The sequence below is a fragment of the Mycobacterium sp. E3305 genome, assembly GCF_001666785.1.
Classification (GTDB): Bacteria; Actinomycetota; Actinomycetes; order Mycobacteriales; family Mycobacteriaceae; genus Mycobacterium.
In genome coordinates this window covers 1-21,376 of sequence record NZ_LZJA01000283.1, presented here as the reverse complement: position 1 = coordinate 21,376, position 21,376 = coordinate 1, and the positions used below count along the sequence as shown (strand labels likewise).

The window sequence follows — 21,376 nt, the reverse complement described above, 5'->3', positions numbered from 1 at the left end:
ATGCACGACAAACTCACCAGGATCCAGCTGTGGATCTTCGCGGTGATCACGGCCATCACCCTGACCGTGATGGCGGTGTTCTACCTGCGATTGCCGTCAACGTTCGGGCTCGGAACGTATGCGGGGACGGCCGATTTCGTCGCCGGCGGCGGTCTGTACAAGAACGCCAACGTCACGTACCGCGGTGTCGCGGTCGGCCGCGTCGAGTCAGTGGGGCTCAATCCCAGCGGTGTCACCGCCGGCATGCGGCTGAACAGCGGGACGCCCATCCCGTCGAACGTCACCGCCACCGTCAAGAGCGTGTCGGCCGTCGGTGAGCAGTACATCGACCTGGTACCACCCGGCACACCGGCGACGACCAAGTTGCGCAACGGCTTCCGCATCGAGCGGCAGAACACCCGGATCGGCCAGGACGTCGCAGACCTGCTGAAGCGGGCGGAGGCGCTGACCAACAGCCTCGGCGACACCCGGTTGCGCGAGCTGCTGCACGAGACGTTCACCGCGACGAACGGGTCGGGACCCGAGCTGGCCCGCCTGTTCGAGTCCGCCCGGTTGTTGGTCGACGAGGCCAACGCGAACTACCCGCAAGCGTCGCAGTTGATCGACCAGGCCGGCCCGTTCCTGGAAGCACAGATCCGGGCCGGGGCCGACATCAAATCGCTCTCCGACGGGCTGGCGCGGTTCACGTCGGAGGTGCGGCAGGCCGACCCGGAGCTGCGTTCGACGCTGGCCACCGCACCGGGGGCAACCGACGAGGCCAGCACGGCGTTCTCCGGTATCCGGCCGTCCTTCCCCGCGCTGGCGGCCAGCCTGGCCAACCTTGGCCGGGTGGGCGTGATCTACCACAAGTCGATCGAGCAGCTGCTGGTCGTGCTGCCGGCGCTGTTCGCCGCGATCACGACGGCCGCCGGCGGTGCGCCCCAGGACGAGGGCGCCAAGCTGGACTTCAAACTCGACCTCAACGACCCGCCGCCGTGCGCCGTCGGCTTCCTCCCACCCCCGTTGATGCGCACGCCGGCCGATGAGACGGTGCGCGAGTTGCCGAGGGACATGTACTGCAAGGTCGCCCAGAACGACCCGAGTACCGTGCGCGGCGCGCGCAACTACCCCTGCCAGGAATTCCCCGGCAAGCGGGCGCCGACCGTGCAGCTTTGCCGCGACCCCAAGGGTTACGTGCCCATCGGCCGCAACCCGTGGCGCGGTCCGCCGGTGCCGTACGACACCCCGGTGACGAACGGGCTGAACGTGTTGCCGCCCAACAAGTTCCCCTATATCCCGCCCGGCGCTGAGCCGGATCCGGGCACGCCGATCGTCGGGCCGCCGCCACCGGGCGTGGTGCCGGGGCCGGGGCCGTTGCCCAACAAACAACCGGCATACGACCCGCCACCGCCCAACGACAACGGGCCGCCACCGCCGTTCACGTCGTGGCAGCCGCCCGGGGTCCCGCCCGTGCCGCCGCAGCTGCCGTACCCCAAGTGGCTGCCACCGCCGGCCCCGCCGGAAGGGATCAACCCCCCGCCTGCGGGCCCGGGACCGGAGAAGCCGTGGGGACCGCCGCCCGGCGGTCAACCGCAGGCCAGCGGGCCGGCGTACGCCACCTACGACGAAAAGACCGGCGCATTCAAGGACCCCGCCGGCGGCACTGGTATTTTCGCGGCCGGTGCTAGCGGCGCGTCGAGCGCCGAGAATTGGGTGGACCTGATGCTTGATCCGAGGCCGATGTAGTGGCAGTCGAGCCAACGACCACTGCGCGTGCGCGTCGTCGGGCGTCCCGTGCGGCCGGCCCGGCGAAAGCCGAGTCGACCGAGGCGGCGACGGTGCAGGTCGAGGCGGCGCCGGCGCAGCCGGCCAAGCCGGTCAAGACCCTCAAGTCCCTCAAGCCGCCACCGCGGCGGCAGCCGCACCGCGCGCTGGTGGCATGGATCTCGTTCGCGGCCGCGCTGTTGGCCATCGGCGCGTTGGCCGGCTGCCTGGGCGTGCTCGTCGTCCAGCAACGGCACGCCAGCGCCCAGCAGACGCGCGACCAACGGTTCGTCGACACCGCGACGCAGACGGTGGTCAACATGTTCAGCTACAAGCAGGACAACATCGACGAGAGCGTCAACCGTTTCTACAACGGCACCAGCGGACCGCTGCGCGGAATGCTGGGCGCCAACAACAACATCGAGAATCTCAAGGGCATATTCCGCTCCACCAACGCGACGTCGGAGGCCGTCATCAACGGCGCCGCCCTCGAGGGCGTCGACAACGTCACCGACAACGCATCCGTGCTCGTTTCGGTGCGGGTGACCGTCGCCGACATCGACGGCGTGAACAAGCCGTCCATGCCCTATCGCCTGCGGGTCATCGTGCACGAGGACGAGCAGGGACGGATGACGGGCTACGACCTGAAGTATCCCAACGGGGGCAATTGATGCGGTGGCGGCGCTGGCTGCTCGTCGTCGCGGGCTACCTTCTGATCGTGGTGTTCGTCGGGTTGTCCGCGGCGGCCGGCTGGTTCTACTGGGGGCGGGTGCAGACGCGCGGCGAGGAGGCGGCGCGGGCGGTGCTACCCGGCTTGGCCACCAAGGAGATTCCCGAGGTCTTCGCCTACGACTATCAGACGGTGGAACGCAGCCTCAGCGACGCGTACCCGCTGCTCACCCCGGACTACCGCCAGGAATTCCGGAAAAGCGCCAACGCGCAGATCATTCCGGAGGCCAAGAAGCGTGAGGTGGTCGTCCAGGCCAGCGTGGTGGGCGTGGGCGTCATGTCCGCCAAACGCGAATCGGCATCGCTGATGGTCTACATGAATCGCACCGTGACCGACAAGACGCGCCAGCCGCTATACGACGGCAGCCGGTTGCGGGTGGACTTCAAGAAGATCGGCAAGCAATGGCTGATCGCCTACATCACGCCGATCTAGTAGCACATCGCAATCCCGTTGCAGTACAACGGATAACGTTCGATCGGGCTGGGCGGCGGGCCGGTCATCTGCAGCGAGAACGGCGTTTTCGTCATTCCCGGCTGCATCCCGCAGACCGCGCCGTGCATGCTGGTGTGGGTGCCGCTCATGTTCTCGTCGCTGAACGCATACGTTTCGGTCGACGGCGCGGTGCCGCCGCCCGGACACGAAACGCCGTCTGACTTCTCGACTTTGAAGGTCCACAGCATGCTGGTCATCCGGGCCCTGCCGCTGAAGTTCTGCAGCTTGTCCGCGGGATTGATCTGCTCGGCCGTCGAACTCACGATGTTCAGGGCGCAGTTCATCGCAAACACGATCGGGTCCGAATAGTCGTTCATGTTTCGGGTTCCGGACGGCTGATCGCACAACGCCGAGATCGTCCAGGTCACCCCGGAGACCCCGGCCTCGTTGTAGTTGTAGTTGCCATCCGGCGGCGGTCCCACCGCGCGCGCCGGGTCGCCGGACTCCAGCGCAATTCCAATGGCGACTGCCGAGACGATGCCGGCGCCGGCGGCCAGTCCGCGACGGAGCTTCACGATGCCCTCCCTTCCGGACCCTTCCCCTGCACCGATCCATCGAGTATCACAGCGTTTGCGCGGCAACACCATGGGTTCGCGCCGCTCACTCGCCGTCCTGTGGGTTCGCCAACGCGTCGAGGAACGACCGCGCCCACCGGTCGACGTCGTGGGCCAGCACCTGGCGCCGCATCGACCGCATCCGGCGCCTGCCCTCCTCGACGTTCTGGTTGAGCGCCGCCTCGATCGCATCCTTGACGCCGTCGAGGTCGTGCGGATTGACCAGGTAGGCCTGCCGGAGCTCGGCGGCCGCGCCGGTGAACTCGGACAGCACCAGGGCACCGCCGAGGTCGCTGCGGCAGGCGACGTACTCCTTGGCCACCAGGTTCATACCATCGCGCAGGGGGGTGACCAGCATGACGTCGGCGGCCACGAAGAAGGCGATCAACTCATTGCGGGGGACCGGACGGTGCAGGTAGTGCACGACCGGATGGCCGACCTCGGCGTATTCGCCGTTGATGTGGCCCACCTGGCGTTCGATGTCGTTGCGCAGGATCTGGTAGCTCTCCACGCGTTCGCGGCTCGGTGTGGCCAGCTGGACCAGCACGGTGTCATCGCGCTTCGCGCGGCCCTCCGCGAGCAGCTCGGAGAAGGCCTTCAGCCGCACATCGATGCCCTTGGTGTAGTCGAGCCGGTCGACGCCCAGCAGCACCTTGCGGGGGTTGCCCAGCTCGGCGCGGATCTCCCGGGCGCGGCGCCTGACGTCGCGGTCGCGGGCGGCCTGGTCGAGCGAGCCGGAATCGATGGAGATCGGGAATGCGCCCACCCGGACGACGCGCGACCCGAGCTCGACCTCCCCGAACCGCGAGCGCACCCCGACCGAGCCGCGGGAGGTGTTGACGCCGATCAGCCGCCGGGACAAAAACAGGAAGTTCTGGGCGCCGCCGGCCAGGTGGAAGCCCACCAGGTCCGCGCCGAGCAGTCCCTCGATGATTTCGGTGCGCCAGGGCAACTGCATGAACAGCTCCACCGGCGGGAAGGGGATGTGCAGGAAGAAGCCGATGGTCAGATCGGGCCGCAGCTGCCGCAGCATTTTGGGGACCAGTTGCAGCTGGTAATCCTGGACCCACACGGTCGCGCCCTCGGCGGCGGCGCGCGAGGTGGCCTCGGCGAAGCGCCGGTTGACCTCGACGTAGCGTTCCCACCATTCCCGGTGGTAGATCGGCTTGACGATGACGTCGTGGTACAGCGGCCACAGCGTGGCGTTCGAGAACCCCTCGTAGTACTGGGCGATGTCGTCGGCGCTCAACCGCACCGGGCGCAGTTCCAGGTCCTCCTGGACGATGGGCTCGTCGTCGAAGTCGGTCTCCTCTTCGGCGACGCCCGCCCAGCCGACCCACGCGCCCCGCCTGCGGCGCAGCAGCGGCTCCAGCGCGGTCACCAGACCGCCGGGGCTGCGCTTCCACGCCCGGGTGCCGTCGGAAAGCCGCTCCTGGTCTACCGGCAGCCGGTTGGCGACCACCACGAAGTCGGAATTCCCGAAGGTTGAGTCGTGCCCGTCCCCGGGAGCCATCTACGCGTCGAGTTTTGCGGGCCCAATGCCGAGCATGGACAGGAAGACGCGGCACTCGTCGGCGTCGTTCGCGTACGCCGCGACGACTCGCCTGGCCTGGCTGGCGGTGCTGTCGGCAACCGGTTCCACGTCGCCGATCTCGCCAGGGTCAGATTTCGTAGCCATGACTTAACTGTAGGTGATGGGAGGATGGGCAGGTGGGTGAGGACTTGATGTTCGGATCCCGACGGCCCACCCAACCGGGGCGCACTTACACACTGGCCGTAATGTGTAACGACGTCGGACCTGACAACGAGTGAGGTGGGCCGAATGACACTCTCAGAGCAAGCCGGTTCCCAGACGGGCAACTCCGAGGCTGACGAGTTGGTGAGCTACGAGACCCTCGACGAGGGCCGCATCGCGCGGATCTGGCTCAACCGGCCCGAAGCGCACAACGCGCAAAGCCGAGGCCTGCTGATCCAGCTCGACGAGGCGTTCCTGCGCGCCGAGGCCGACGACACCGTGCGCGTGGTGATCCTGGCGGCGCGCGGTCGCAACTTCTCCGCGGGCCACGACCTCGGCTCCGAGCTGGCGATCGCCGAGCGCAGCCAACTGCCGAGCTTCCGCATCAACGGCGGAACCCGCGATCCGATCGTGGAGAAGATCTACCTGCAGGAGTGGCACTACTTCTTCCAGAACACCTGCCGCTGGCGGGACCTGCGCAAGATCACCATCGCGCAGGTGCAGGGCAATGCGATCTCCGCGGGCCTGATGCTGATCTGGGCGTGCGACCTGATCGTCGCCGCCGACAACGCCAAGTTCAGCGACGTTGTGGCGGTGCGCTTGGGGATGCCGGGCGTCGAGTATTACGCCCACCCTTGGGAATTCGGCCCGCGCAAAGCCAAAGAGCTGCTGCTGACCGGAGATTCGCTGGACGCCGACGAGGCCTACCGCCTCGGCATGGTCTCCAAGGTGTTCCCCGTCGACGAGTTGGCCGACAAGACACTGGAATTCGCCCGGCGCATCGCCGACCGCCCCACGATGGCGGCGCTGCTCGTCAAGGACTCGGTCAACGCCGCCTCCGACGCGATGGGCTTCACCGAGGCGCTGCGGCACGCGTTCCACATCCACGAGCTCGGCCATGCGCACTGGGCGGCCCACAACGAGAACAGGTACGCGGTCGGCCTGCCGCCCGACGTCGAGGACTGGCGCAACGCCAAGCCGACGCAGGTCGCCCGGCGCGATACGCCGTAGCTTTCGTCGGCTGCTCCGGCACGACCGACCGGTTGTCGCGCGGAGGCGGGCAAATCGTCGATCGCTTCTGATCGGGCGCCATTGGGGCCGGTGTGACGAGCACCCGTCGGAACGGCGAGTTTTCCGCGTGGTTCGATATCGAGAACCTGTTCCAGTTCGAGAGGGCGTCGCGTGCAGCTTTCATTCGAAAACCGGACGTATCTGGTCACCGGCGGTGGCAGCGGTATCGGCAAGGGCGTCGCCGCCGGCCTGGTCGCGGCGGGCGCCTCGGTGATGATCGTCGGCCGCAACCCCGACCGGCTGGCGGGGGCCGTCAGCGAGATCGAAGCGCTTCCAGGCAGCGGTTCGATCCGCTACGAGCCGACCGACGTCACCAACGAGGAGGAGGCGGCCCGAGCGGTGGACGCCGCGACGGCCTGGCACGGTCAACTGCACGGGGCGGTGCATTGCGCGGGGGGTTCGGAGACGATCGGGCCGATCACCCAGATCGACTCGGAGGGCTGGCGGCGCACCGTCGACCTCAACGTGAACGGCACCATGTACGTGCTCAAGCACGTCGCAAGGGAGCTGGTCCGCGGTGGCGGCGGCTCGTTCGTCGGCATCTCCTCTATCGCGGCCAGCAACACCCACCGTTGGTTCGGTGCCTACGGGGTCAGCAAGTCGGCCGTTGACCACATGATGCAGTTGGCCGCCGACGAGCTCGGCCCGTCCTGGGTGCGGGTCAACAGCATCCGGCCGGGCCTGATCCGCACGGATCTGGTGGCTCCGGTGTTCGCCCTGCCGGAGGTGAGCGAGGACTACCGCGCGTGCACGCCGCTGCCCCGCCCCGGTGAGGTCGAGGACGTCGCCAACCTGGCGATGTTCCTGCTCAGCGATGCCGCCTGCTACATCACCGGGCAGGTCATCAACGTGGACGGCGGGCTGATGCTGCGCCGCGGCCCCGACTATTCGGCGATGCTGGAACCCGCGTTCGGGGCCGACGGGTTACGCGGGGTCGTCTGACACCAGGCCTGCGTCCCGGTCGGCGAGCGTGGCGAGCGCCGACCAGTCCAAGTGCCCGCCGCCGGTCGCCACCAGCGTGAGGAAGCGGTCCCGCAGCAGGCTCGCGACCGGCAGTGGCACTTCCAGCTGCTCCGCGGCGGCCAGGGCCAGGCGAACGTCTTTGAGGCCCAGCTGGGCGGCGAAGCCGGCCGGCTCGAATTGCCGCCGCGCGATGAGCCCGCCGTAGGTCTGATAGGCGGGCGCGGAGAACAGCGTCGACGTGAGGATGTCCACATAGTGCTGCCTGTCGACGCCGGCCTTGGCGACCAGCGCGACGGCCTCACTGAGGCTCTCGATCACCGACGCGATGAGGAAGTTGCCGCTCAGCTTCACCAGGTTGGCGGTGTGCGGCTGCTCGGACACCACGAAGGTGCGCTGCCCGATCGCGTCGAACAACGGGGTCAGCGGCTGCAGTACCTGCGGCTCGCCTGCCGCGACCACGAAAAGCTTTGCGGCCGCGGCCGCCTCGGGCCGGCCGAACACCGGCGCAGCGGCATACCGTTGGCCGGCATCGGCGTGCGCCGCCGCCAGGCGCTCCGAGAGGGCGACGCTGATGGTGCTCGACGAGACGTGCGTGGCGCCTGGTGCCAGCGAAGCGACGACGCCGCCGTCGCCGAAGGCCACACCCTCGACGGCCCGGTCGTCGGCCAGCATCGTGAACACGACCTCGCCCTGGCACGCATCGGCAACGGTGCGCGCCGCTGACGCGCCGGCCTGGACGAGCGGTTCCGCCTTTTCGGGGGAGCGGTTGTAGACGGTGACGCGGTGGCCCGCCTGCACGAGGTTCGTGGCCATGCCCTGGCCCATCTTCCCCAGGCCGATGAATCCGATGTCCATGCCTACACTGTGCCCTTTCCGGGGCGCGGCATGGCGCGCTCCTTACGATGATGGGCACGCCTAGTGACGGGAGCGGCAGATGAAGCGACTCGAGGGCAAGCGGATCCTGGTGACCGGTGCCGCGTCGGGCATCGGGCAGGCGACCGCGCTGCGGCTGCTCGACGAGGGCGCAACGGTGGTGGCCTCGGACGTCGCGGAGGCCGGCCTGGACGCCACCCGGTCCCGGGCGGACGAGGCCGCCACCGCCGGCCGCCTCACCACCCTGCCGATGGACGTCGGCAACGAGGACTCGGTGATCGACGGCGTGTGCATGGCCGTTGAGACGCTCGGTGGCCTGGATTCGTTGGTCAATGCCGCCGGCATTCTGCGCGCGGCGCACACCCACGAGACCACCCTGGATCTCTGGAACCAGATCATCGGTGTCAACCTGACCGGCACGTTTCTCGTTGTCCGCGAAGCGCTTCCGACGCTGCTCGGGAACTCGCGCAGCACGATCGTCAACTTCAGTTCGACCTCGGCCTCGTTCGCCCACCCCTACATGGCGGCCTACGCCGCGAGCAAGGGCGGAATCCAGGCCTTCACTCATTCACTGGCGCTCGAATACGCGCGCGACGGCTTGCGCGCCGTGTGCGTGGCACCCGGCAGCATCAAGTCCGGGATCACCGACGCGACCGGCGGGTACATCCCGAAAGACGCTGACTGGGCGCTGTTTTCGAGGCTGATGCCGATACTGCCGACCACGGTCGAGTCCAGCGGAACCGGGATGGCCGACCCGAGCGTGGTCGCCGGGGTGATCGCCATGCTGGTGTCCGAGGACGGCGCGTTCATCACCGGAACCGAAATCCGCATCGACGGGGGAACCCACGCCTGACCAAAAAGGGGGCGCCCGCGCCGCTAGCCAGATGGCGGCGACCCGCCGCGCCCGGCTTCGCCGCGCTTGCGATCGCCGCTAGCCAGATGGCGGCGACCCGCCGCGCCCGGCTTCGCCGCGCTTGCGATCGCCGCTAGTTAACGCAGGGCACGCCGCCGCCGTCGATCGGCTTCCCCTGATCGGGCGTCGGGTAGGTCGTGGTGGTGCCGTTGTAGTAATACGGCTTGGCCTTGCTGGACGTTGTGGTGCTTGACGTTTCGTCCGACGTGCCGTCGTCCACCGTCGACACCGAGAAGTTCGTATCGACGGTCACCCGAATGTGTCCGGGCTGGACGTTGGGATCGGGCTGACTGGGCGCGTCGAGGCCGAGCAGCTTGGCCACGTTGCGCGCGTCGGTCTCGGCCCCGACGCCGTAGGCGACGGTGCTCGCGGTCGGTTCGCCCGAGTTGCGGTCGCGGGTCTGACCGGTGGTGTAGCCGTGGTTCTGCAGCGCGTGGGATACCTCGGTCGCGAGCCCGCTCAAGCTGCCGGCATTGATCACGTCGACGACGGTCGACGGGCTCGGTTTGGCGGCCGTGGTGGCGGGCGTAGTGGTGGCAGGCGAGGCGCCGATGGCCGTCGCCACCTCGGCCTTGATCGCGGCCGGGTCGATGATGTTGACGTCCTGGCCGTCGATGTTGTCGTACCGCACCACCGGCAGCGTCCGGAACTCGACCTGGCCGCTGGAGGCAAGCGAGCCGAGCCGCTGGATCATCTCCTCGTCCCAACCGGCCGACAGCACCACATCCTTGCGCGCCACCGCCATCAGGCTCTTGAGCTTGTCCAGGTTGGTGAAGGTGCCGGCGGCCTGCAACTCCTGCATGACCGACGAGATGAACGCCTGTTGGCGGTGGGTGCGGTCCAGGTCCCCGTTTTCCAGGCCGTGGCGCTGCCGGACGAAGGACAGGGCCTGGGAGGCGTCCAGCGTCTGCCGCCCGGCCGGGAAGTCCGCGCCGGAGTACGAGTCGTAGACCGGATGGTTGAGGCAGACCTCCACCCCGCCGAGCGTCTGGGCCAGGTCGTAGAACCCGGCCAGGTTGACCTCGGCGAAGTAGTCGATGGGAACGCCGGTCAGGCTGCGCACCGCGCGCAGCGTCGCCGCCCGGCCGGCTTCACGGCCCTTGGTCTCGAGTTCCTTTTGGCTGCTGGTGCCCTGGTTGGCGAGCTTGTTTGCGACGTACTGCTTGGTGAGGCCGTACGCCTCCTTGATCTTGATGTGGTTGTATCCGGGGACCCCGTTGAAGGCCACCCAGTCGTCGCGGGGGATGGAGAAGGCGACCACTTTGTTGTCGGCACTGACGTGCACGAGGATCAGCGTGTTGGTGTTGTAGCCGCCGTCGTCGGAATCGCCTGCGTGGAGGTGCTTCAAGATCGACCAGGGTAGGTCGTTGCCGTCCTGATCCTTTCGCGAGTCCAGCCCGATCAGAAGGATGTTCATGTCGTCGCCGCTGGACCGCGGGTCGTCGGGCTGCAAAGCGTTCGAGACGGTGATCCCGCCGAGCGCGCCGTGCGCGACGTAGTAACCCGCCCCGGTCAACCCCACCGCGGCCACCGAGATCAGCGCGCCCAGGGTGCGCGTCAGCCCCCTGCGGAAACGGGAGTGCTGACGGACGGCTCGGTGGCGGCGGTGGGCGCCGCCCGAGCGGGCCATCACAAACCTCTGCCCACACCCAGCGCATCACCAGGCACCGCACCGGCGGTTTGCGGCGATGTCGCTTCAAGCATGGTGTCAAGTATGCGTTAGCTTGCTGTGAAGCCCCCAATCGAGAACGCCCGCGAACCGGGCCCCGGCCGGCCGCCCGCGCACGAATTTTCCGACCCAATCTTCGCCTGACCAGCGCTTTCTAGTTGAAGCGTCGCGCGGTGGTCTCGACTAGGTCACACCGCCGCCCAGACCGGCTCGAAGTCGTTACCGAGCTGGTGCTGCGGCTAGCGGGCTTTGACGAGGTCGTCGCCGGATTCGTAGAAGATGGTGATGTTCGTGCCGGTCATGACCTCGGCGAGGTACACGCCCAGCGGCTCCACCTCGTAGTAGTAGTGGATGTTGCCTTGGGGGTCCACCGCCGTCGCGCACGAGAGGCCCGGCGCCCCGCATCGTTGTTTGATCGGTGCGGCCAGGACGGCGAGCACCACCAGCACGGCTATCCCGACCCTCACCGCGGCTTTGTTCAATCCTTGCTTCGCCGTGGGTGCCGGATGCATCACCGTTGGAGTGTAAGCGGCATGCCGGCCCGGGTCGGCCACGCGCAGTAGGGTTTCTCAGCTATGGCCACTGCAAACCGGGACGGCGCGCCGTCGCCGCAGACCCGGGTCGAGGTTCTGGGCAACATCGGACCCAACTGGTTCGCCTCGGTGATGGGCACCGGCATCGTGGCCATCGCCGGCGCCACCTTGCCCGTCCACGTGGTCGGGTTGCGCGCATTCGCCCAAGTGGTCTGGGTGATCGCCGCCGTCCTGCTCGTCGGGCTGATCGTCCTGGTGGGCGGTCACTGGCTACGTCACCCCACCGTGGCCCGTACCCACGCGCGCAACCCGCAGATGGCGCACTTCTACGGCGCGGCACCCATGGCCCTGATGACGGTGGGTGGGGGAGCGGTGCTGGTCGGCAGGGACCTGATCGGTGGGCGCATCGCCGTCGACCTGGATTGGGTGCTCTGGACCGGGGGCACGCTGGGCGGGCTGTTCACCGCGGTGAGCATTCCCTACCTGATGTTCACCCAGCACAATGTCGAGCCCGACGCGGCGTTCGGGGGCTGGCTGATGCCGGTGGTTCCGCCAATGGTGACCGCGGCCATGGGGGCGCTGCTGCTGCCACACATGACGGCGGGCACCGGGCGCGAGACCATGCTCTTCGGCTGCTACGCGATGTTCGGGCTGTCGTTGCTGGCTTCCCTGAACATCATCGCGATGATCTGGGCCCGCCTGACGCTGTACGGGACGTCAGGCTCGGCGCGCGTGCCCACGCTGTGGATTGTGTTGGGCCCACTCGGGCAATCCATCACGGCCGCAGGTCTTTTGGGGGCCTGCGCCGGACTGGCTGTTGATCGCGAACTGGCCGAGGACCTGAACGCCTTCGCGATCCTCTACGGAGTCCCGGTCTGGGGCTTCGCGGTGTTGTGGATCGCGCTGGCGACCGCGTTGACCGTGCGCACACTGCGGCGCGGGATGCCGTTCGCCCTGACGTGGTGGAGCCTGACCTTCCCGGTCGGAACGTTCGTCACGGGCACCTCCCAGCTCGCCGGCCACACCCACCTGCCCGCGTTCCGGGTGGCCGCGGCCGTCGCGTACGCCGGGCTGCTGTTCACGTGGTTGCTGGTGGCTGTGCGGACCGCTCGCGGGAGCCTGCGCGGAAACCTGCTCAAGCTGCCGCCGAGCAACGTGCCGGTCAAGGCCAGCAAGGAACCGGTGTCCTGACCAAGGCCGTGGGCGTTTCGATCCCCCGGGTCGGCGGGTAGGCCTCCATGAGCCGATCGGAGGCTCGGTGTCGGACACCAGCGGGCCGCCGGGGCGCGGCACCGGCCAGTGGCACGTCCGAGCGGTTCACGCCGGTCGAGCCGCCGCAACGTTTGACGCCGGCAGAACCGTCTGGGGCGCAAACACGAAGCTTGACCAAGGAGGTTAAGGATGCGCGCTGAGGAAGGCGACGAAACCGTCAAGGACTACGCCGCGGAGGGGAAACAGGCTCTCGGCAGGATCAAGTCATCCCAACGGTCGGGCAACCGGTTTGGCGACGTCGCCAAGCGGTTCGCCAGGCTTTGGGGAGGCGACCGCGCGGCCGAAGACGGGCCCGGCGAACCGGGCTAGTCACACCGACGCCGGATACCGGTGAGCCCACGGGCTCGCCTCTTCGAGTTGGGCCGCCAACCGGAGAAGATCGCCGTCCGCGCCGAGCCGGCCCACCAACTGCACACCGAGCGGGAGTCCGATGCCGGTCCAATGCAGCGGCACGCTTATCGCGGGACGCCCGGTGAGGTTGGCCAGCTGCGTGTAGGGCACCCAGCCCAGGCTCTCCTGGATCAGCTGATCGAGAATCCCACTGCGCGCCATGACTTTTCCCGCATGCAGCGTGCTCGCGACGCGGGCCACCCGTTGCAGAAGGCGCGGCGTCGCGGTGGCCCCGATGCGCAGCGGCGGGGTCGCGAGAGTTGGGGTCAGCAAGCAGTCGAAGCTTTCGTGGAACGTGGCCAGGCACCGGATGTGCTCGTTGCGGTTTTCCAGCGCGAAGATAGGTGCCAAAACGCCGGTGGCCCTGGCGAGTTCACTCACGGCCAAGGTGTCGGCCTCGAAATCGCGGTCGCGGGCGCCGGTGCGTTTCCTGGCGTCTGCGACATGGTGGTAGAGCTGCGCGAACCAGATGGTGAGGAAGTCACGGGCCAGGGCGGCGTCGTCGTACGGGGGCGGCACCTCCTCGACGTGATGCCCCAGATCGTTGAGGAGGCTCGCCGCCCGTTCCACCGCGGCGACGGATTCCCGGTCGGGATTCGGGTTGATCGCCGAGGACCAGGAGTACCCGATCCGCAGCGCGTCCGGGCGACCCTTGATGTGATCGGCGAAAGTGCCTCGCGGAAGGGCGACTTCGTAAGCCGCATGCGGATCACGGCCGACGATCGCGTCGCATAGCGCGGCGCTGTCACGTACGGTGCGTGAAACCACACCCTGGGTGACCATCCCGAACATCGGCTCGCCCGTCTGCGGGCCGTAGGGCGACAGGCCCCTACTCAGCTTGAGGCCGACGAGCCCATTGCAGGCGGCGGGGATGCGGATCGATCCGCCTCCGTCGTTGGCACCCGCGGCCGGAACGATCCCGGCCGCGACCGCCGCGCCGGACCCGCCCGAAGATCCGCCCGGAGTGTGCCCGGTGTTCCACGGGTTGCGCGCCGGACCCCAATAATCCGATTCCGTCACGCCCTTGGCCCCGAACTCGGGGGTGTTGGTCATCGCGAAGATCACCAGTCCCGCGTCCAGGAACCGCTGAGTGACCAACGCGTGTCGGTCGGCCACGTCGTTGGCCAGCGACCGGGAACCGCTCGAGGTCGGAAAGCCGCGGTACTCCTGAGCGAGGTCTTTGATCACGAAGGGCACGCCGGCGAACGGCCCGCTCAGGTCCGGATCGGCCGCCCGGGAGTCCGCGACGTCGCCCAGCCGGCGAACGATCGCGTTCAACCGTGGATTGACCGCGTCCGCTCGTTGCCTCGCCAGTGCGAGAAGTTCGGCGGCCGTGATCTGCTTCGCCGCCACCAGTTCGGCCAACGCGGTCGCGTCCAGGGACATGTACTCGTCAAGGTTCATCGTTTTCTCCTCCGGACGCCCCGGTGCATCGTATTGAAGCGGCTTAGTATCACCAGATGCCGATGGCAGTCGAACCGTTTTCAATCCAGGGGCCCGGTGGCGTCCGAATCGTCGCGGACCGACTGGGTGATCCTGACGCGCGGGCCGTGGTGTTCCTGCACGGCGGCGGACAGACCCGCCGCTCGTGGGGCAAGGCCGCTGCCGCCGTCGCGCAGCGCGGCTGGCAAGCCGTCACCGTCGACCTGCGCGGCCACGGCGAATCCGACTGGTCCGACGAGGGTGACTACCGTGTCGTCAGCTTCGCCGGCGACGTCGAGGAGGTGTTGGGCACCCTGCCGCCGCAGCCGGTACTCGTCGGCGCCTCTCTGGGTGGGTTCACCTCGATGCTGCTCGCGGGCGAGCTCGCGCCGGGCATCGCGAGCGCGGTCGTCCTGGTCGACATCGTCCCGAACATGGACCAGTCCGGGGCCAATCGGATCCACGCCTTCATGTCCGAGCGGGTGGAATCGGGCTTCGCCTCGCTTGACGAGGTCGCCGACGCCATCGCGGAATACAACCCGCACCGGCCGAGGCCGACCGATCTGGACGGGTTGACCACGAACCTGCGCCGTCGCGGCGATCGCTGGTACTGGCACTGGGATCCCCAGTTCATCAGCGGGACCGCGGCTTTCCCGCCATTCGAGGTCACCGACCCCGATCGGATGCACGCGGCAGTCGACGCGATCCTGCGCGGCGGCGTGCCGATGCTGTTGATCCGGGGCCAGATGAGTGACCTCGTCAGCCAGGAACGCGCCGACGAATTCCTGGAGCGCTTCCCACAGGTCGAGTTCACCGACGTTCGCGGTGCGGGGCATATGGTCGCCGGTGATCGCAACGACATCTTCGCCGACGCCGTGCTGGGCTTCCTTGCCCGTCATGTCGGCGGGTGATCGTCGCTTCCTGGACGAAAGTTGTTGCCTCTTACAGTATCCACTGGGTTTTGTCGCCCTAGTCAATATGCTGCGGTGCGATGCCGCCTTCGGCGAACCACCCAGGCGGCTGAAACCCGCTGGCGCTGTTAACATGCTGCCCGACACTTCAAGAGAGGCGGCGTGGCCATGCGGTGGTTGCGAGGGTTGGGCTTGGTCGGTGCTGTGGTCGTCGCCGCGACGACGCTGGCGAACCCGGCGCGAGCCGACGGCGGAGTGACGCCGGGCATCAAGGTGGAAGACGAAAACAGCTCGTGCACAGCGGGTTTCGCGGCCCAGGGCAATGACGGCAGTTATTACCTGATGACCAGCGGCCACTGCGACGCCCATGACGGTTCGTTGTGGACGTACGGGAATGACGTTCCCCTGGGCAAGATCACCGCCAGCGAGAAAGAGGGCGACACGAAGGACGCCGCTATCATCCTCCTCGACCCGAGCGTCGGTGCGCCGTCGGGTGATGTCGGCGGCAGGTACGTGGTGCGGGATGTGTTGAGTGCGCAGCAGATTCGCGAAGGTATGCCTTTCTGCAAAGTTGGCGCGGTTACCGGTGAAACCTGTGGTTTCGTCAAACACGTCGAGAATGGGGTGGTAACCGCCAGCGTGTTCAGCCTCAACGGCGACAGCGGCAGCCCGGGCTTCGTGAAGAACCCCGACGGCACCGTGAGCGCGGTTGGCCTGCTGATGTCGTCACCCGACGGCGACGACTACACGACCGACTTCGCGCTCATCGATCCGCTGCTCGGCAGCTGGGGATTACGCGTTCTCCCCTGAGAGATGCCGCGTCCCCTGCGTCTTTAACCCAGCGTTTACGACGGCCGGGCACCGGGTATCCGGCGTCCCGCGACGTCGGTGAGGGCTAGCCACGTTGGGGAAGCCAATGAGTTGTGCAGTGCGACACCAGCGACACGAAGGGAAGCATTAGTGAAGCGTGGGATTGTCGTCGGCGTGGCGGGCGTGGCCGTGGTGGCCGCAGCATGCGCCGGCTGTTCGAGCAATAAGTCAAGCACGGGGTCGTCGGGCTCGTCGACGCCCTCGGCGTCCGGCCCACAGGTCATCGTCGACGGTCAGACGCAAAACGTCAGCGGCCAGGTCACGTGCACCCCGTCGGGAGACAACACCAACATCGGCATCGGTGATCCGACGGCCGGGGTCGGCGCGGTGGTCAGCAACGCCAATCCCCCCATCGTTCATTCGGTCGGGCTCGGCAGCGTCAACGGCATCACGCTCGGCTTCTCGGACGCGGCTCCCAACCAGGGTGGCAACGCGGGCGCCGCGGTGAACGGGAAGGCCTACGCGATCAAGGGCACAGCGACCGGGCTCGACATGAGCAACCCGCAGCAACCGCAGCAGGTGACCAAGTCATTCGAGTTGAACGTGACATGCCCGTAGTGCAGGCGATCGATAGCCAAGAGGGGACGCAGCTATGTCTATGAAACGTGTCGTCAGTGCGGCGGCGGTCGCGGCGGGGTTGAGCCTCTCCACGGTCACGCTGAACGCGGGCTCGGCCTTCGCGGCCCCACTCGACCCCCCACCGCCGTGCCCCGGTTGCCATGGCGGTGGCGGCGGGGGAAACCCCGGCGGCGGTGGCGGAGGAAACCCCGGCGGCCAGCAGGGCGGCGGCCCCGGCGGCCAACAGGGCGGTGGTCCCGGCGGCCAGCAGGGCGGACCCGCTGGAGCGCCGGGCGGGCAGAACAATCCACCCCCGGGTGGGCATGGTCAGAGTCCGCCCCAGGGTGGCCAGAACAACCCGCCGCAGCAGGGTGGGCCGAACAACCCGCCGCAGCAGGGTGGGCCGAACAACCCGCCGCAGCAGGGTGGGCAGAACAATCCGCCGCAGGGCGGCCAGAACTCGCCGGCGCCCAACGAGCACTGGCAGAACCCGCAGCAGGGCGGCCCGGGCAACCAGCCGGGCGACCAGGGCCAGAACGGTCCCGGCGGACAGCCCAACTCGCCGGCGAGCGGGCACAACCCGCCACCGCCGGAGGGCAGGCAGGCCCTCAACCCGCCGAGCACCCAGCCCCCGCACCAGCCGTACGTTCCGCGTGGGACGTACGTCAGCGGCAACGCCCAAATAGGCGGACCCGGCGACGCGCGGGCGGGTTTCAGCATCGTGGATCACGGGGCACCGCCCCCGCCGCCGCCTCGGGGGCACGGCTGGAACGACGGTCCTGCGCCCGGCCACCCGCCGCCCCATTGGGTGGGCGCGCCCCCTCCCGGGGGCTGGGACGGTCCGCCGCCCCCTGGTGGCTGGAACCGCCCGTGGTCCGGGCCGCCGCGCGACGTCGTCGTCGCGCAGGCCGATTTCGGGCCTTTCCAATACGACAGCTACACCGCCATCCCGGTCTTCAACTGGCAGTTCGGTGGTTGGGGCTTCTGGTACATGGGAGTCTGGGTTCCGCTCTACTGACGGTTCGACGGGCGCAGCCGGCTCGGCCGGCGTGCCCGTCGTCGGGCGGCGATCCGGAGGTCATGGCAGGCTCCGGGCATGGATGTGCGAGAAAACGTCCGCCGAGCCATCGACGTGATGACGGCGTGGACGTCCGACAGCGGCAACGAATTCGCCTGGAACCGGCTCGTCGAGAACGTCATCGACGAGCCGGATGGCGAAATCATGCTGCTGATGGGCTTCGTCAACCTGGCCGGCGAGCTGGGGATCAAGCTGGAGAAGGCCACGGGTCAAGACGTGCGATCGCACCTGCAGGACATCGCCCTGAAGTACCTCTGATCGACGCGGGCTACTGCGGGTGGGTCGCCAGATACTCCTCTACCGGGATCGGGGACGGCGCCTCGTATCCGATCGGGAGCAACACATCCCCGGCGGTGGTGACGTAATAGACGTCCCACCGGTAGTAGGTGGGGAAGGCGGCGGGATCATTCGCGATCAGTGCGGCGTATTGGTCCACCGCCCGGACGTATTCGTGGGCGTGGTTGTAGCCGTAGATGGCGCGGGCGGGGTCGCCGGCGAAGCCGTTGGCGGCCAGAAACCGGCCCGCCGCCATGATGCTGTCGCGCGGGGAGTGGACGTCACCACCCTGCCCGTAGGTGGCGAACGTTGACGGCAAGAACTGCATGGGTCCTTGCGCGCCCGCGGTGCTCACGCCGTTGATGCTGCCGAAGCGCGTTTCGACCAGGTTGATCGCGGCCAGATAGTTCCAGCCGACTCCCGTCTCCGCTTCCGCCGCGTGGTAGTCGCCCACCAGTTCGTCGGCGGGAATGGGAGGCTCGATCCGCCAGGCGGGCAGCGTGCCCTTGGCGGGCGTCATCGCCTGGAGCTGGCGACGGGCATCGAGGTTGCGGTCGTATACGTCGGCTAGCTCCGCCGGGATGCGCGGACGCGCGACCGAATCCCATTCGGGGTGCCGCGCGATGGCGCGATAGGCCGCCTGCTCGCGGTGCGCCGCTGCTACCAATGCCGGCTCCGGCGTCGACGAGTCACGCAGCGCGCGCTCGTCGGCGACGAGGTCGTCGGCCAGCTGAGCCGGGTCCGACGCCAGTTGGGGCTGCGCGCCGAGGGGTGGATTCGGTTCTGCCGCAACGGTTCTGGACGCGACAGGAGCCGCGGCCGCGGTGGTCGTGGAAGTCGCGATCGGCTTGGCCGTCGACACCGAGCAGCCGACGAGGGCGAACATGGCCGCGCCCAGCAGCGGCGCAGCGACTACACGGATCAAGTTCACAGTGGACACTTCCGTCGATTGCCCTGAACAGTCTTCCGCATGTCGCAGCGTGACATCAATGCGGTGATCGATATCGGCGCGGTCCCGGCCGGCGAAATCGGTCGGGAAGGGCTTCAAGTTGCGACGAGCGGCCAGTCATTTCACACTTGAAGCTTCCCGGCAGACAGGAAAAGTTGCATGCCTGACGCACCGGCAGAATCGTTCGCAAGACGTACCGGCCGGGCTTCGGGCCGGGTGACGAGGTTCGTCCCTCGACTCATGGGGCCGGTGATGATCGCGGCAACCATGACCGCATTGGTCGCTCCACCCGAGACGCTCCCTCAGTTGCCGCCGGGATGCGCGATCGGTTGGACGATGGTGGGGGGTGTGTTGATCTACGTGCCCGACTGCTCGCATCGCTCGCCGGCTCCGCCACCCCCGCCGGACGGACCGCCGCCCGGTCCCGTTCCGCCTCCGCCTGAGTAGGCGCCGCAAGTCGGGTCATCGGGCCGTTGGTAGGCGCCGAAATTGCTGTGCCAGAACGGAACTGACGATCTGAAGCCCTCAGGGGGGTCGATCAAGATTGCGTCGTGGAGGCGGAATCCTTCTTGGGTCCGTCGGAGAAGATCGGAAATTGCACCGGTTCCGAATCACCAGCGGCGTGTGTCACGGCCTCGGGCTCGTAGCGGTGCGAAAACAGATCGGATGTCATAAGGCGGGGTCCTCTTGGGTTTGGCTTCGGCCCGACATGCGGGTGGGGCGAAGGGGGATCGATTCGTAGATGCGCTCATCTGCACAAGGAAATGGCTACGGGGCAGTGCGAACAGAACTGCTTCCACCAATCTACACGCCCCCGGGAACCGCGCCTCTTGATCATGTTCGAAAGGGGGGTCCTCCTCGGCGGAGGCGGCGCCGTAGGGCTGCCCGGCGTCCGGCCCGCCGCCGGACGCAAGCCGCGACCCCCCTCAACGCGCTGTGGGCTGGCGGGAAATCACCCACCAGCCCACTTGGGGTAGAACTCGCACTAGACGGCAGTTACTCCGACTGCCTGCGGACCCTTCGTCCCCTGCTCGATATTGAACTCGACTCTCTGGTTTTCCTCGAGGGATCGGTAGCCCGTCCCCTGGATCTCCGAGTAGTGGACGAACACATCTGCTGCGCCGCCGTCCGGAGCGATAAAGCCGAAGCCTTTTTCGCTGTTAAACCATTTCACAGTTCCCTGTGTCATACCTTCAACTTCTCTCATTTTCGAACGGATGCCGACGGGCATCCCCGGGCAGCCTAGCATGCCCGGCCCCGGCTACCCGTAATGCGGTGCGGCAGAGGGTTTTTCATGCCGCTTTCAGGGCTTACGGGTGAACCTGCCCTGGCGGCGAGACTCGCCGTGTCGGCGCATGTTCGAGGCTTCCGGCGGATGCCTCGCGGCCGCCCGGCGGCCGGGGCGAAGGCGGCGGTGTACGTGCGCCGCCTTCCGCTGGTCGGTCGCCTGTTTCGGGACTTGTGCCATGGTGCTGACACTCTCAGACTGGTGATATGCGCGACCGCGAGACGATCGATTCAGAATTGCGGCGCATCGCCCTTGGGCGCCGATCGGTTCGCGAGCGCGGCGGTCAGCCATCGTCCCGAGAGATCGACGAACTGCTCGACGAGCTCCTCGCCCACAGCACAGTGACCACTCGTCCCCACCCCGAAGACATGCGTGAAAGCGAGACGGTCGCCGACGTGCGGGGCGCCCGCGGGTTCGGCACCAAGCTCCGCGGGCTCGGGGGTGTGCGGCGCCGATTGAGTCTTCTCGCGGCGTTGCCGCTCTCGCTGGCCGCCCTCGCCGCCGCGGTTGTGGTGATGTTCGCGGTCCACCAACGGGATTCATCGGCGCAGCCGACCGAAACCCCGCCGTCGGCGGCGGCGCCGCCAAGTCGCATCGCGCCGGCGGCACCAGCTCCGCGGATCGAGATTGCCGACATGGCGTTCATCGCCGCGTTGAAGCATGAAGGCGTACCGTTTCCCAGTCAGGAATACGTAATGACCCAAGGGCATGCGGTCTGCGACTTCCTGGCGCACCAACCCAATTTCGCCGATGCGGTCGCATTCGTGCAGCGGTCATCGATTTGGGACGCCGACCAAAGCGCGGAAGTCACCGCCGGTGCCATCGTCGCGTACTGCCCCAAGTCTCAACCTGCAACGCCGGATGACATGCAGCCGGCGTATCAGAATGTTCTCTCCGATCTGCAGGCGATCGAAGGAAAGTTGCAAGGCATTCAAGGGGATCTGCAAGGCGTCCAGGGAGACCTCGAAGGCATTCCCGGCCACCCCTGAACCATTCCGCGTCTTCGCCCGGCGTGGGCACGTTTGGCGGCGGATCAGGGCCGTTCGACGTGCGGCTGTGGACACGGGCCGGCACCTGCGGCGGCGG

The 21,376-nt window shown here is 67.8% G+C and carries 23 protein-coding genes; 14 read left to right on the top strand and 9 right to left on the bottom strand.

The window, feature by feature from the left end:
- Genes A5701_RS24420 through A5701_RS24410 form a run of 3 tightly spaced genes read left to right on the top strand, consistent with a single transcriptional unit; the run spans position 1 to position 2,905 of the window.
- Complete coding sequence (locus A5701_RS24420; protein WP_067760373.1) at positions 1-1,725, top strand: virulence factor Mce family protein; 1,725 nt, start codon at positions 1-3, stop codon at positions 1,723-1,725.
- Positions 1,725-2,414: a mammalian cell entry protein gene (locus tag A5701_RS24415; protein WP_067760371.1), complete on the top strand. Its 690-nt coding sequence runs from the start codon at positions 1,725-1,727 to the stop codon at positions 2,412-2,414. The genes A5701_RS24420 and A5701_RS24415 overlap by 1 nt, the downstream gene beginning before the upstream one ends.
- Complete coding sequence (locus A5701_RS24410; RefSeq protein WP_067760369.1) at positions 2,414-2,905, top strand: mammalian cell entry protein; 492 nt, start codon at positions 2,414-2,416, stop codon at positions 2,903-2,905. The genes A5701_RS24415 and A5701_RS24410 overlap by 1 nt, the downstream gene beginning before the upstream one ends.
- Here A5701_RS24410 and A5701_RS24405 read toward each other — a convergent pair.
- From A5701_RS24405 to A5701_RS28375, 3 genes are all read right to left on the bottom strand, one after another.
- A complete protein-coding gene (locus tag A5701_RS24405) occupies positions 2,902-3,480 on the bottom strand; it encodes a hypothetical protein (protein ID WP_067760367.1) in 579 nt (192 codons plus the stop codon). The genes A5701_RS24410 and A5701_RS24405 overlap by 4 nt on opposite strands.
- An 85-nt stretch (positions 3,481-3,565) precedes the next feature.
- Positions 3,566-5,032, bottom strand: a complete 1,467-nt coding sequence (locus tag A5701_RS24400; protein WP_067760364.1) for a trehalose-6-phosphate synthase — start codon at positions 5,030-5,032, stop codon at positions 3,566-3,568.
- Positions 5,033-5,197, bottom strand: a complete 165-nt coding sequence (locus tag A5701_RS28375; protein WP_102419489.1) for a hypothetical protein — start codon at positions 5,195-5,197, stop codon at positions 5,033-5,035.
- A 144-nt stretch (positions 5,198-5,341) separates the two neighbouring features.
- Here A5701_RS28375 and A5701_RS24395 point away from each other — a divergent pair, with 144 nt between their 5' ends.
- Together A5701_RS24395 and A5701_RS24390 are read left to right on the top strand one after the other, a co-directional pair.
- Positions 5,342-6,265 carry an enoyl-CoA hydratase gene (locus tag A5701_RS24395; protein ID WP_067760363.1) on the top strand — a complete coding sequence of 308 codons (924 nt, stop codon included), beginning with the start codon at positions 5,342-5,344 and terminating at the stop codon, positions 6,263-6,265.
- A gap of 171 nt (positions 6,266-6,436) precedes the next feature.
- Positions 6,437-7,267, top strand: a complete 831-nt coding sequence (locus A5701_RS24390) for an SDR family oxidoreductase (RefSeq protein WP_067760361.1) — start codon at positions 6,437-6,439, stop codon at positions 7,265-7,267.
- Here A5701_RS24390 and A5701_RS24385 read toward each other — a convergent pair.
- On the bottom strand, positions 7,250-8,143 hold the full coding sequence (locus tag A5701_RS24385; RefSeq protein WP_067760359.1) for an NAD(P)-dependent oxidoreductase: 894 nt from the start codon (positions 8,141-8,143) through the stop codon (positions 7,250-7,252). The genes A5701_RS24390 and A5701_RS24385 overlap by 18 nt on opposite strands.
- Positions 8,144-8,222: 79 nt before the next feature.
- Between A5701_RS24385 and A5701_RS24380 the strand changes: the two genes are divergently transcribed.
- Positions 8,223-9,014, top strand: coding sequence for an SDR family NAD(P)-dependent oxidoreductase (locus A5701_RS24380; protein ID WP_067760357.1), 792 nt, complete (start codon positions 8,223-8,225; stop codon positions 9,012-9,014).
- A 133-nt stretch (positions 9,015-9,147) separates the two neighbouring features.
- On the opposite strand, the gene A5701_RS24375 is transcribed toward A5701_RS24380, so the two are convergent.
- Together A5701_RS24375 and A5701_RS24370 are read right to left on the bottom strand one after the other, a co-directional pair.
- The gene (locus A5701_RS24375; protein ID WP_067760355.1) at positions 9,148-10,704 is read right to left on the bottom strand and encodes an LCP family protein; all 1,557 of its coding nucleotides are present in this window, start codon (positions 10,702-10,704) and stop codon (positions 9,148-9,150) included.
- 278 nt (positions 10,705-10,982) lie between these two features.
- The gene (locus tag A5701_RS24370; protein ID WP_197499181.1) at positions 10,983-11,255 is read right to left on the bottom strand and encodes a hypothetical protein; all 273 of its coding nucleotides are present in this window, start codon (positions 11,253-11,255) and stop codon (positions 10,983-10,985) included.
- 63 nt (positions 11,256-11,318) lie between these two features.
- On the opposite strand from A5701_RS24370, the gene A5701_RS24365 reads away from it, so the two are divergent.
- Both A5701_RS24365 and A5701_RS24360 read left to right on the top strand, forming a co-directional pair.
- Entirely contained in the window at positions 11,319-12,467 is a 1,149-nt protein-coding gene (locus A5701_RS24365) for a TDT family transporter (protein ID WP_067760353.1), read from the top strand.
- 210 nt (positions 12,468-12,677) lie between these two features.
- Positions 12,678-12,857 carry a hypothetical protein gene (locus A5701_RS24360; protein WP_067760351.1) on the top strand — a complete coding sequence of 60 codons (180 nt, stop codon included), beginning with the start codon at positions 12,678-12,680 and terminating at the stop codon, positions 12,855-12,857.
- On the opposite strand, the gene A5701_RS24355 is transcribed toward A5701_RS24360, so the two are convergent.
- Positions 12,858-14,342, bottom strand: a complete 1,485-nt coding sequence (locus A5701_RS24355; protein WP_067760349.1) for an amidase — start codon at positions 14,340-14,342, stop codon at positions 12,858-12,860.
- Positions 14,343-14,404: 62 nt separating this feature from the next.
- Between A5701_RS24355 and A5701_RS24350 the strand changes: the two genes are divergently transcribed.
- From A5701_RS24350 to A5701_RS24330, 5 genes are all read left to right on the top strand, one after another.
- Positions 14,405-15,271: an alpha/beta fold hydrolase gene (locus tag A5701_RS24350; protein ID WP_197499183.1), complete on the top strand. Its 867-nt coding sequence runs from the start codon at positions 14,405-14,407 to the stop codon at positions 15,269-15,271.
- Positions 15,272-15,433: 162 nt separating this feature from the next.
- Positions 15,434-16,081 (top strand): trypsin, encoded by a 648-nt coding sequence (locus A5701_RS24345; protein ID WP_067760347.1) that lies wholly within the window; start codon positions 15,434-15,436, stop codon positions 16,079-16,081.
- A gap of 150 nt (positions 16,082-16,231) precedes the next feature.
- Entirely contained in the window at positions 16,232-16,699 is a 468-nt protein-coding gene (locus tag A5701_RS24340) for a lipoprotein LpqH (RefSeq protein ID WP_067760345.1), read from the top strand.
- 40 nt (positions 16,700-16,739) lie between these two features.
- Positions 16,740-17,717 carry an MAP_0585 family protein gene (locus A5701_RS24335; RefSeq protein WP_067760343.1) on the top strand — a complete coding sequence of 326 codons (978 nt, stop codon included), beginning with the start codon at positions 16,740-16,742 and terminating at the stop codon, positions 17,715-17,717.
- A 78-nt stretch (positions 17,718-17,795) separates the two neighbouring features.
- A complete protein-coding gene (locus tag A5701_RS24330; protein WP_067282847.1) occupies positions 17,796-18,035 on the top strand; it encodes a hypothetical protein in 240 nt (79 codons plus the stop codon).
- Positions 18,036-18,045: 10 nt separating this feature from the next.
- Here the strand turns inward: A5701_RS24330 and A5701_RS24325 are convergent, their stop codons facing one another.
- Together A5701_RS24325 and A5701_RS24320 are read right to left on the bottom strand one after the other, a co-directional pair.
- Positions 18,046-18,939: a lytic transglycosylase domain-containing protein gene (locus A5701_RS24325; protein ID WP_067760393.1), complete on the bottom strand. Its 894-nt coding sequence runs from the start codon at positions 18,937-18,939 to the stop codon at positions 18,046-18,048.
- 1,048 nt (positions 18,940-19,987) lie between these two features.
- Positions 19,988-20,191: a cold-shock protein gene (locus A5701_RS24320; protein WP_067282851.1), complete on the bottom strand. Its 204-nt coding sequence runs from the start codon at positions 20,189-20,191 to the stop codon at positions 19,988-19,990.
- A 305-nt stretch (positions 20,192-20,496) separates the two neighbouring features.
- Here A5701_RS24320 and A5701_RS24315 point away from each other — a divergent pair, with 305 nt between their 5' ends.
- Entirely contained in the window at positions 20,497-21,279 is a 783-nt protein-coding gene (locus tag A5701_RS24315; protein ID WP_067760341.1) for a DUF732 domain-containing protein, read from the top strand.
- Positions 21,280-21,376: the final 97 nt, after the last annotated feature.

Coding starts and splice junctions, on each gene's coding strand:
- A5701_RS28375 (WP_102419489.1), bottom strand. CDS start 5,197: ATGGCTACGAAATCTGACCCTGGCGAGATCGGCGACGTGGAACCGGTT.
- A5701_RS24375 (WP_067760355.1), bottom strand. CDS start 10,704: ATGGCCCGCTCGGGCGGCGCCCACCGCCGCCACCGAGCCGTCCGTCAG.
- A5701_RS24360 (WP_067760351.1), top strand. CDS start 12,678: ATGCGCGCTGAGGAAGGCGACGAAACCGTCAAGGACTACGCCGCGGAG.
- A5701_RS24330 (WP_067282847.1), top strand. CDS start 17,796: ATGGATGTGCGAGAAAACGTCCGCCGAGCCATCGACGTGATGACGGCG.
- A5701_RS24320 (WP_067282851.1), bottom strand. CDS start 20,191: ATGACACAGGGAACTGTGAAATGGTTTAACAGCGAAAAAGGCTTCGGC.
- A5701_RS24370 (WP_197499181.1), bottom strand. CDS start 11,255: ATGCATCCGGCACCCACGGCGAAGCAAGGATTGAACAAAGCCGCGGTG.
- A5701_RS24355 (WP_067760349.1), bottom strand. CDS start 14,342: ATGAACCTTGACGAGTACATGTCCCTGGACGCGACCGCGTTGGCCGAA.
- A5701_RS24365 (WP_067760353.1), top strand. CDS start 11,319: ATGGCCACTGCAAACCGGGACGGCGCGCCGTCGCCGCAGACCCGGGTC.
- A5701_RS24315 (WP_067760341.1), top strand. CDS start 20,497: ATGCGCGACCGCGAGACGATCGATTCAGAATTGCGGCGCATCGCCCTT.
- A5701_RS24335 (WP_067760343.1), top strand. CDS start 16,740: ATGAAACGTGTCGTCAGTGCGGCGGCGGTCGCGGCGGGGTTGAGCCTC.
- A5701_RS24420 (WP_067760373.1), top strand. CDS start 1: ATGCACGACAAACTCACCAGGATCCAGCTGTGGATCTTCGCGGTGATC.
- A5701_RS24395 (WP_067760363.1), top strand. CDS start 5,342: ATGACACTCTCAGAGCAAGCCGGTTCCCAGACGGGCAACTCCGAGGCT.
- A5701_RS24350 (WP_197499183.1), top strand. CDS start 14,405: ATGGCAGTCGAACCGTTTTCAATCCAGGGGCCCGGTGGCGTCCGAATC.
- A5701_RS24400 (WP_067760364.1), bottom strand. CDS start 5,032: ATGGCTCCCGGGGACGGGCACGACTCAACCTTCGGGAATTCCGACTTC.
- A5701_RS24410 (WP_067760369.1), top strand. CDS start 2,414: ATGCGGTGGCGGCGCTGGCTGCTCGTCGTCGCGGGCTACCTTCTGATC.
- A5701_RS24380 (WP_067760357.1), top strand. CDS start 8,223: ATGAAGCGACTCGAGGGCAAGCGGATCCTGGTGACCGGTGCCGCGTCG.
- A5701_RS24325 (WP_067760393.1), bottom strand. CDS start 18,939: ATGTTCGCCCTCGTCGGCTGCTCGGTGTCGACGGCCAAGCCGATCGCG.
- A5701_RS24385 (WP_067760359.1), bottom strand. CDS start 8,143: ATGGACATCGGATTCATCGGCCTGGGGAAGATGGGCCAGGGCATGGCC.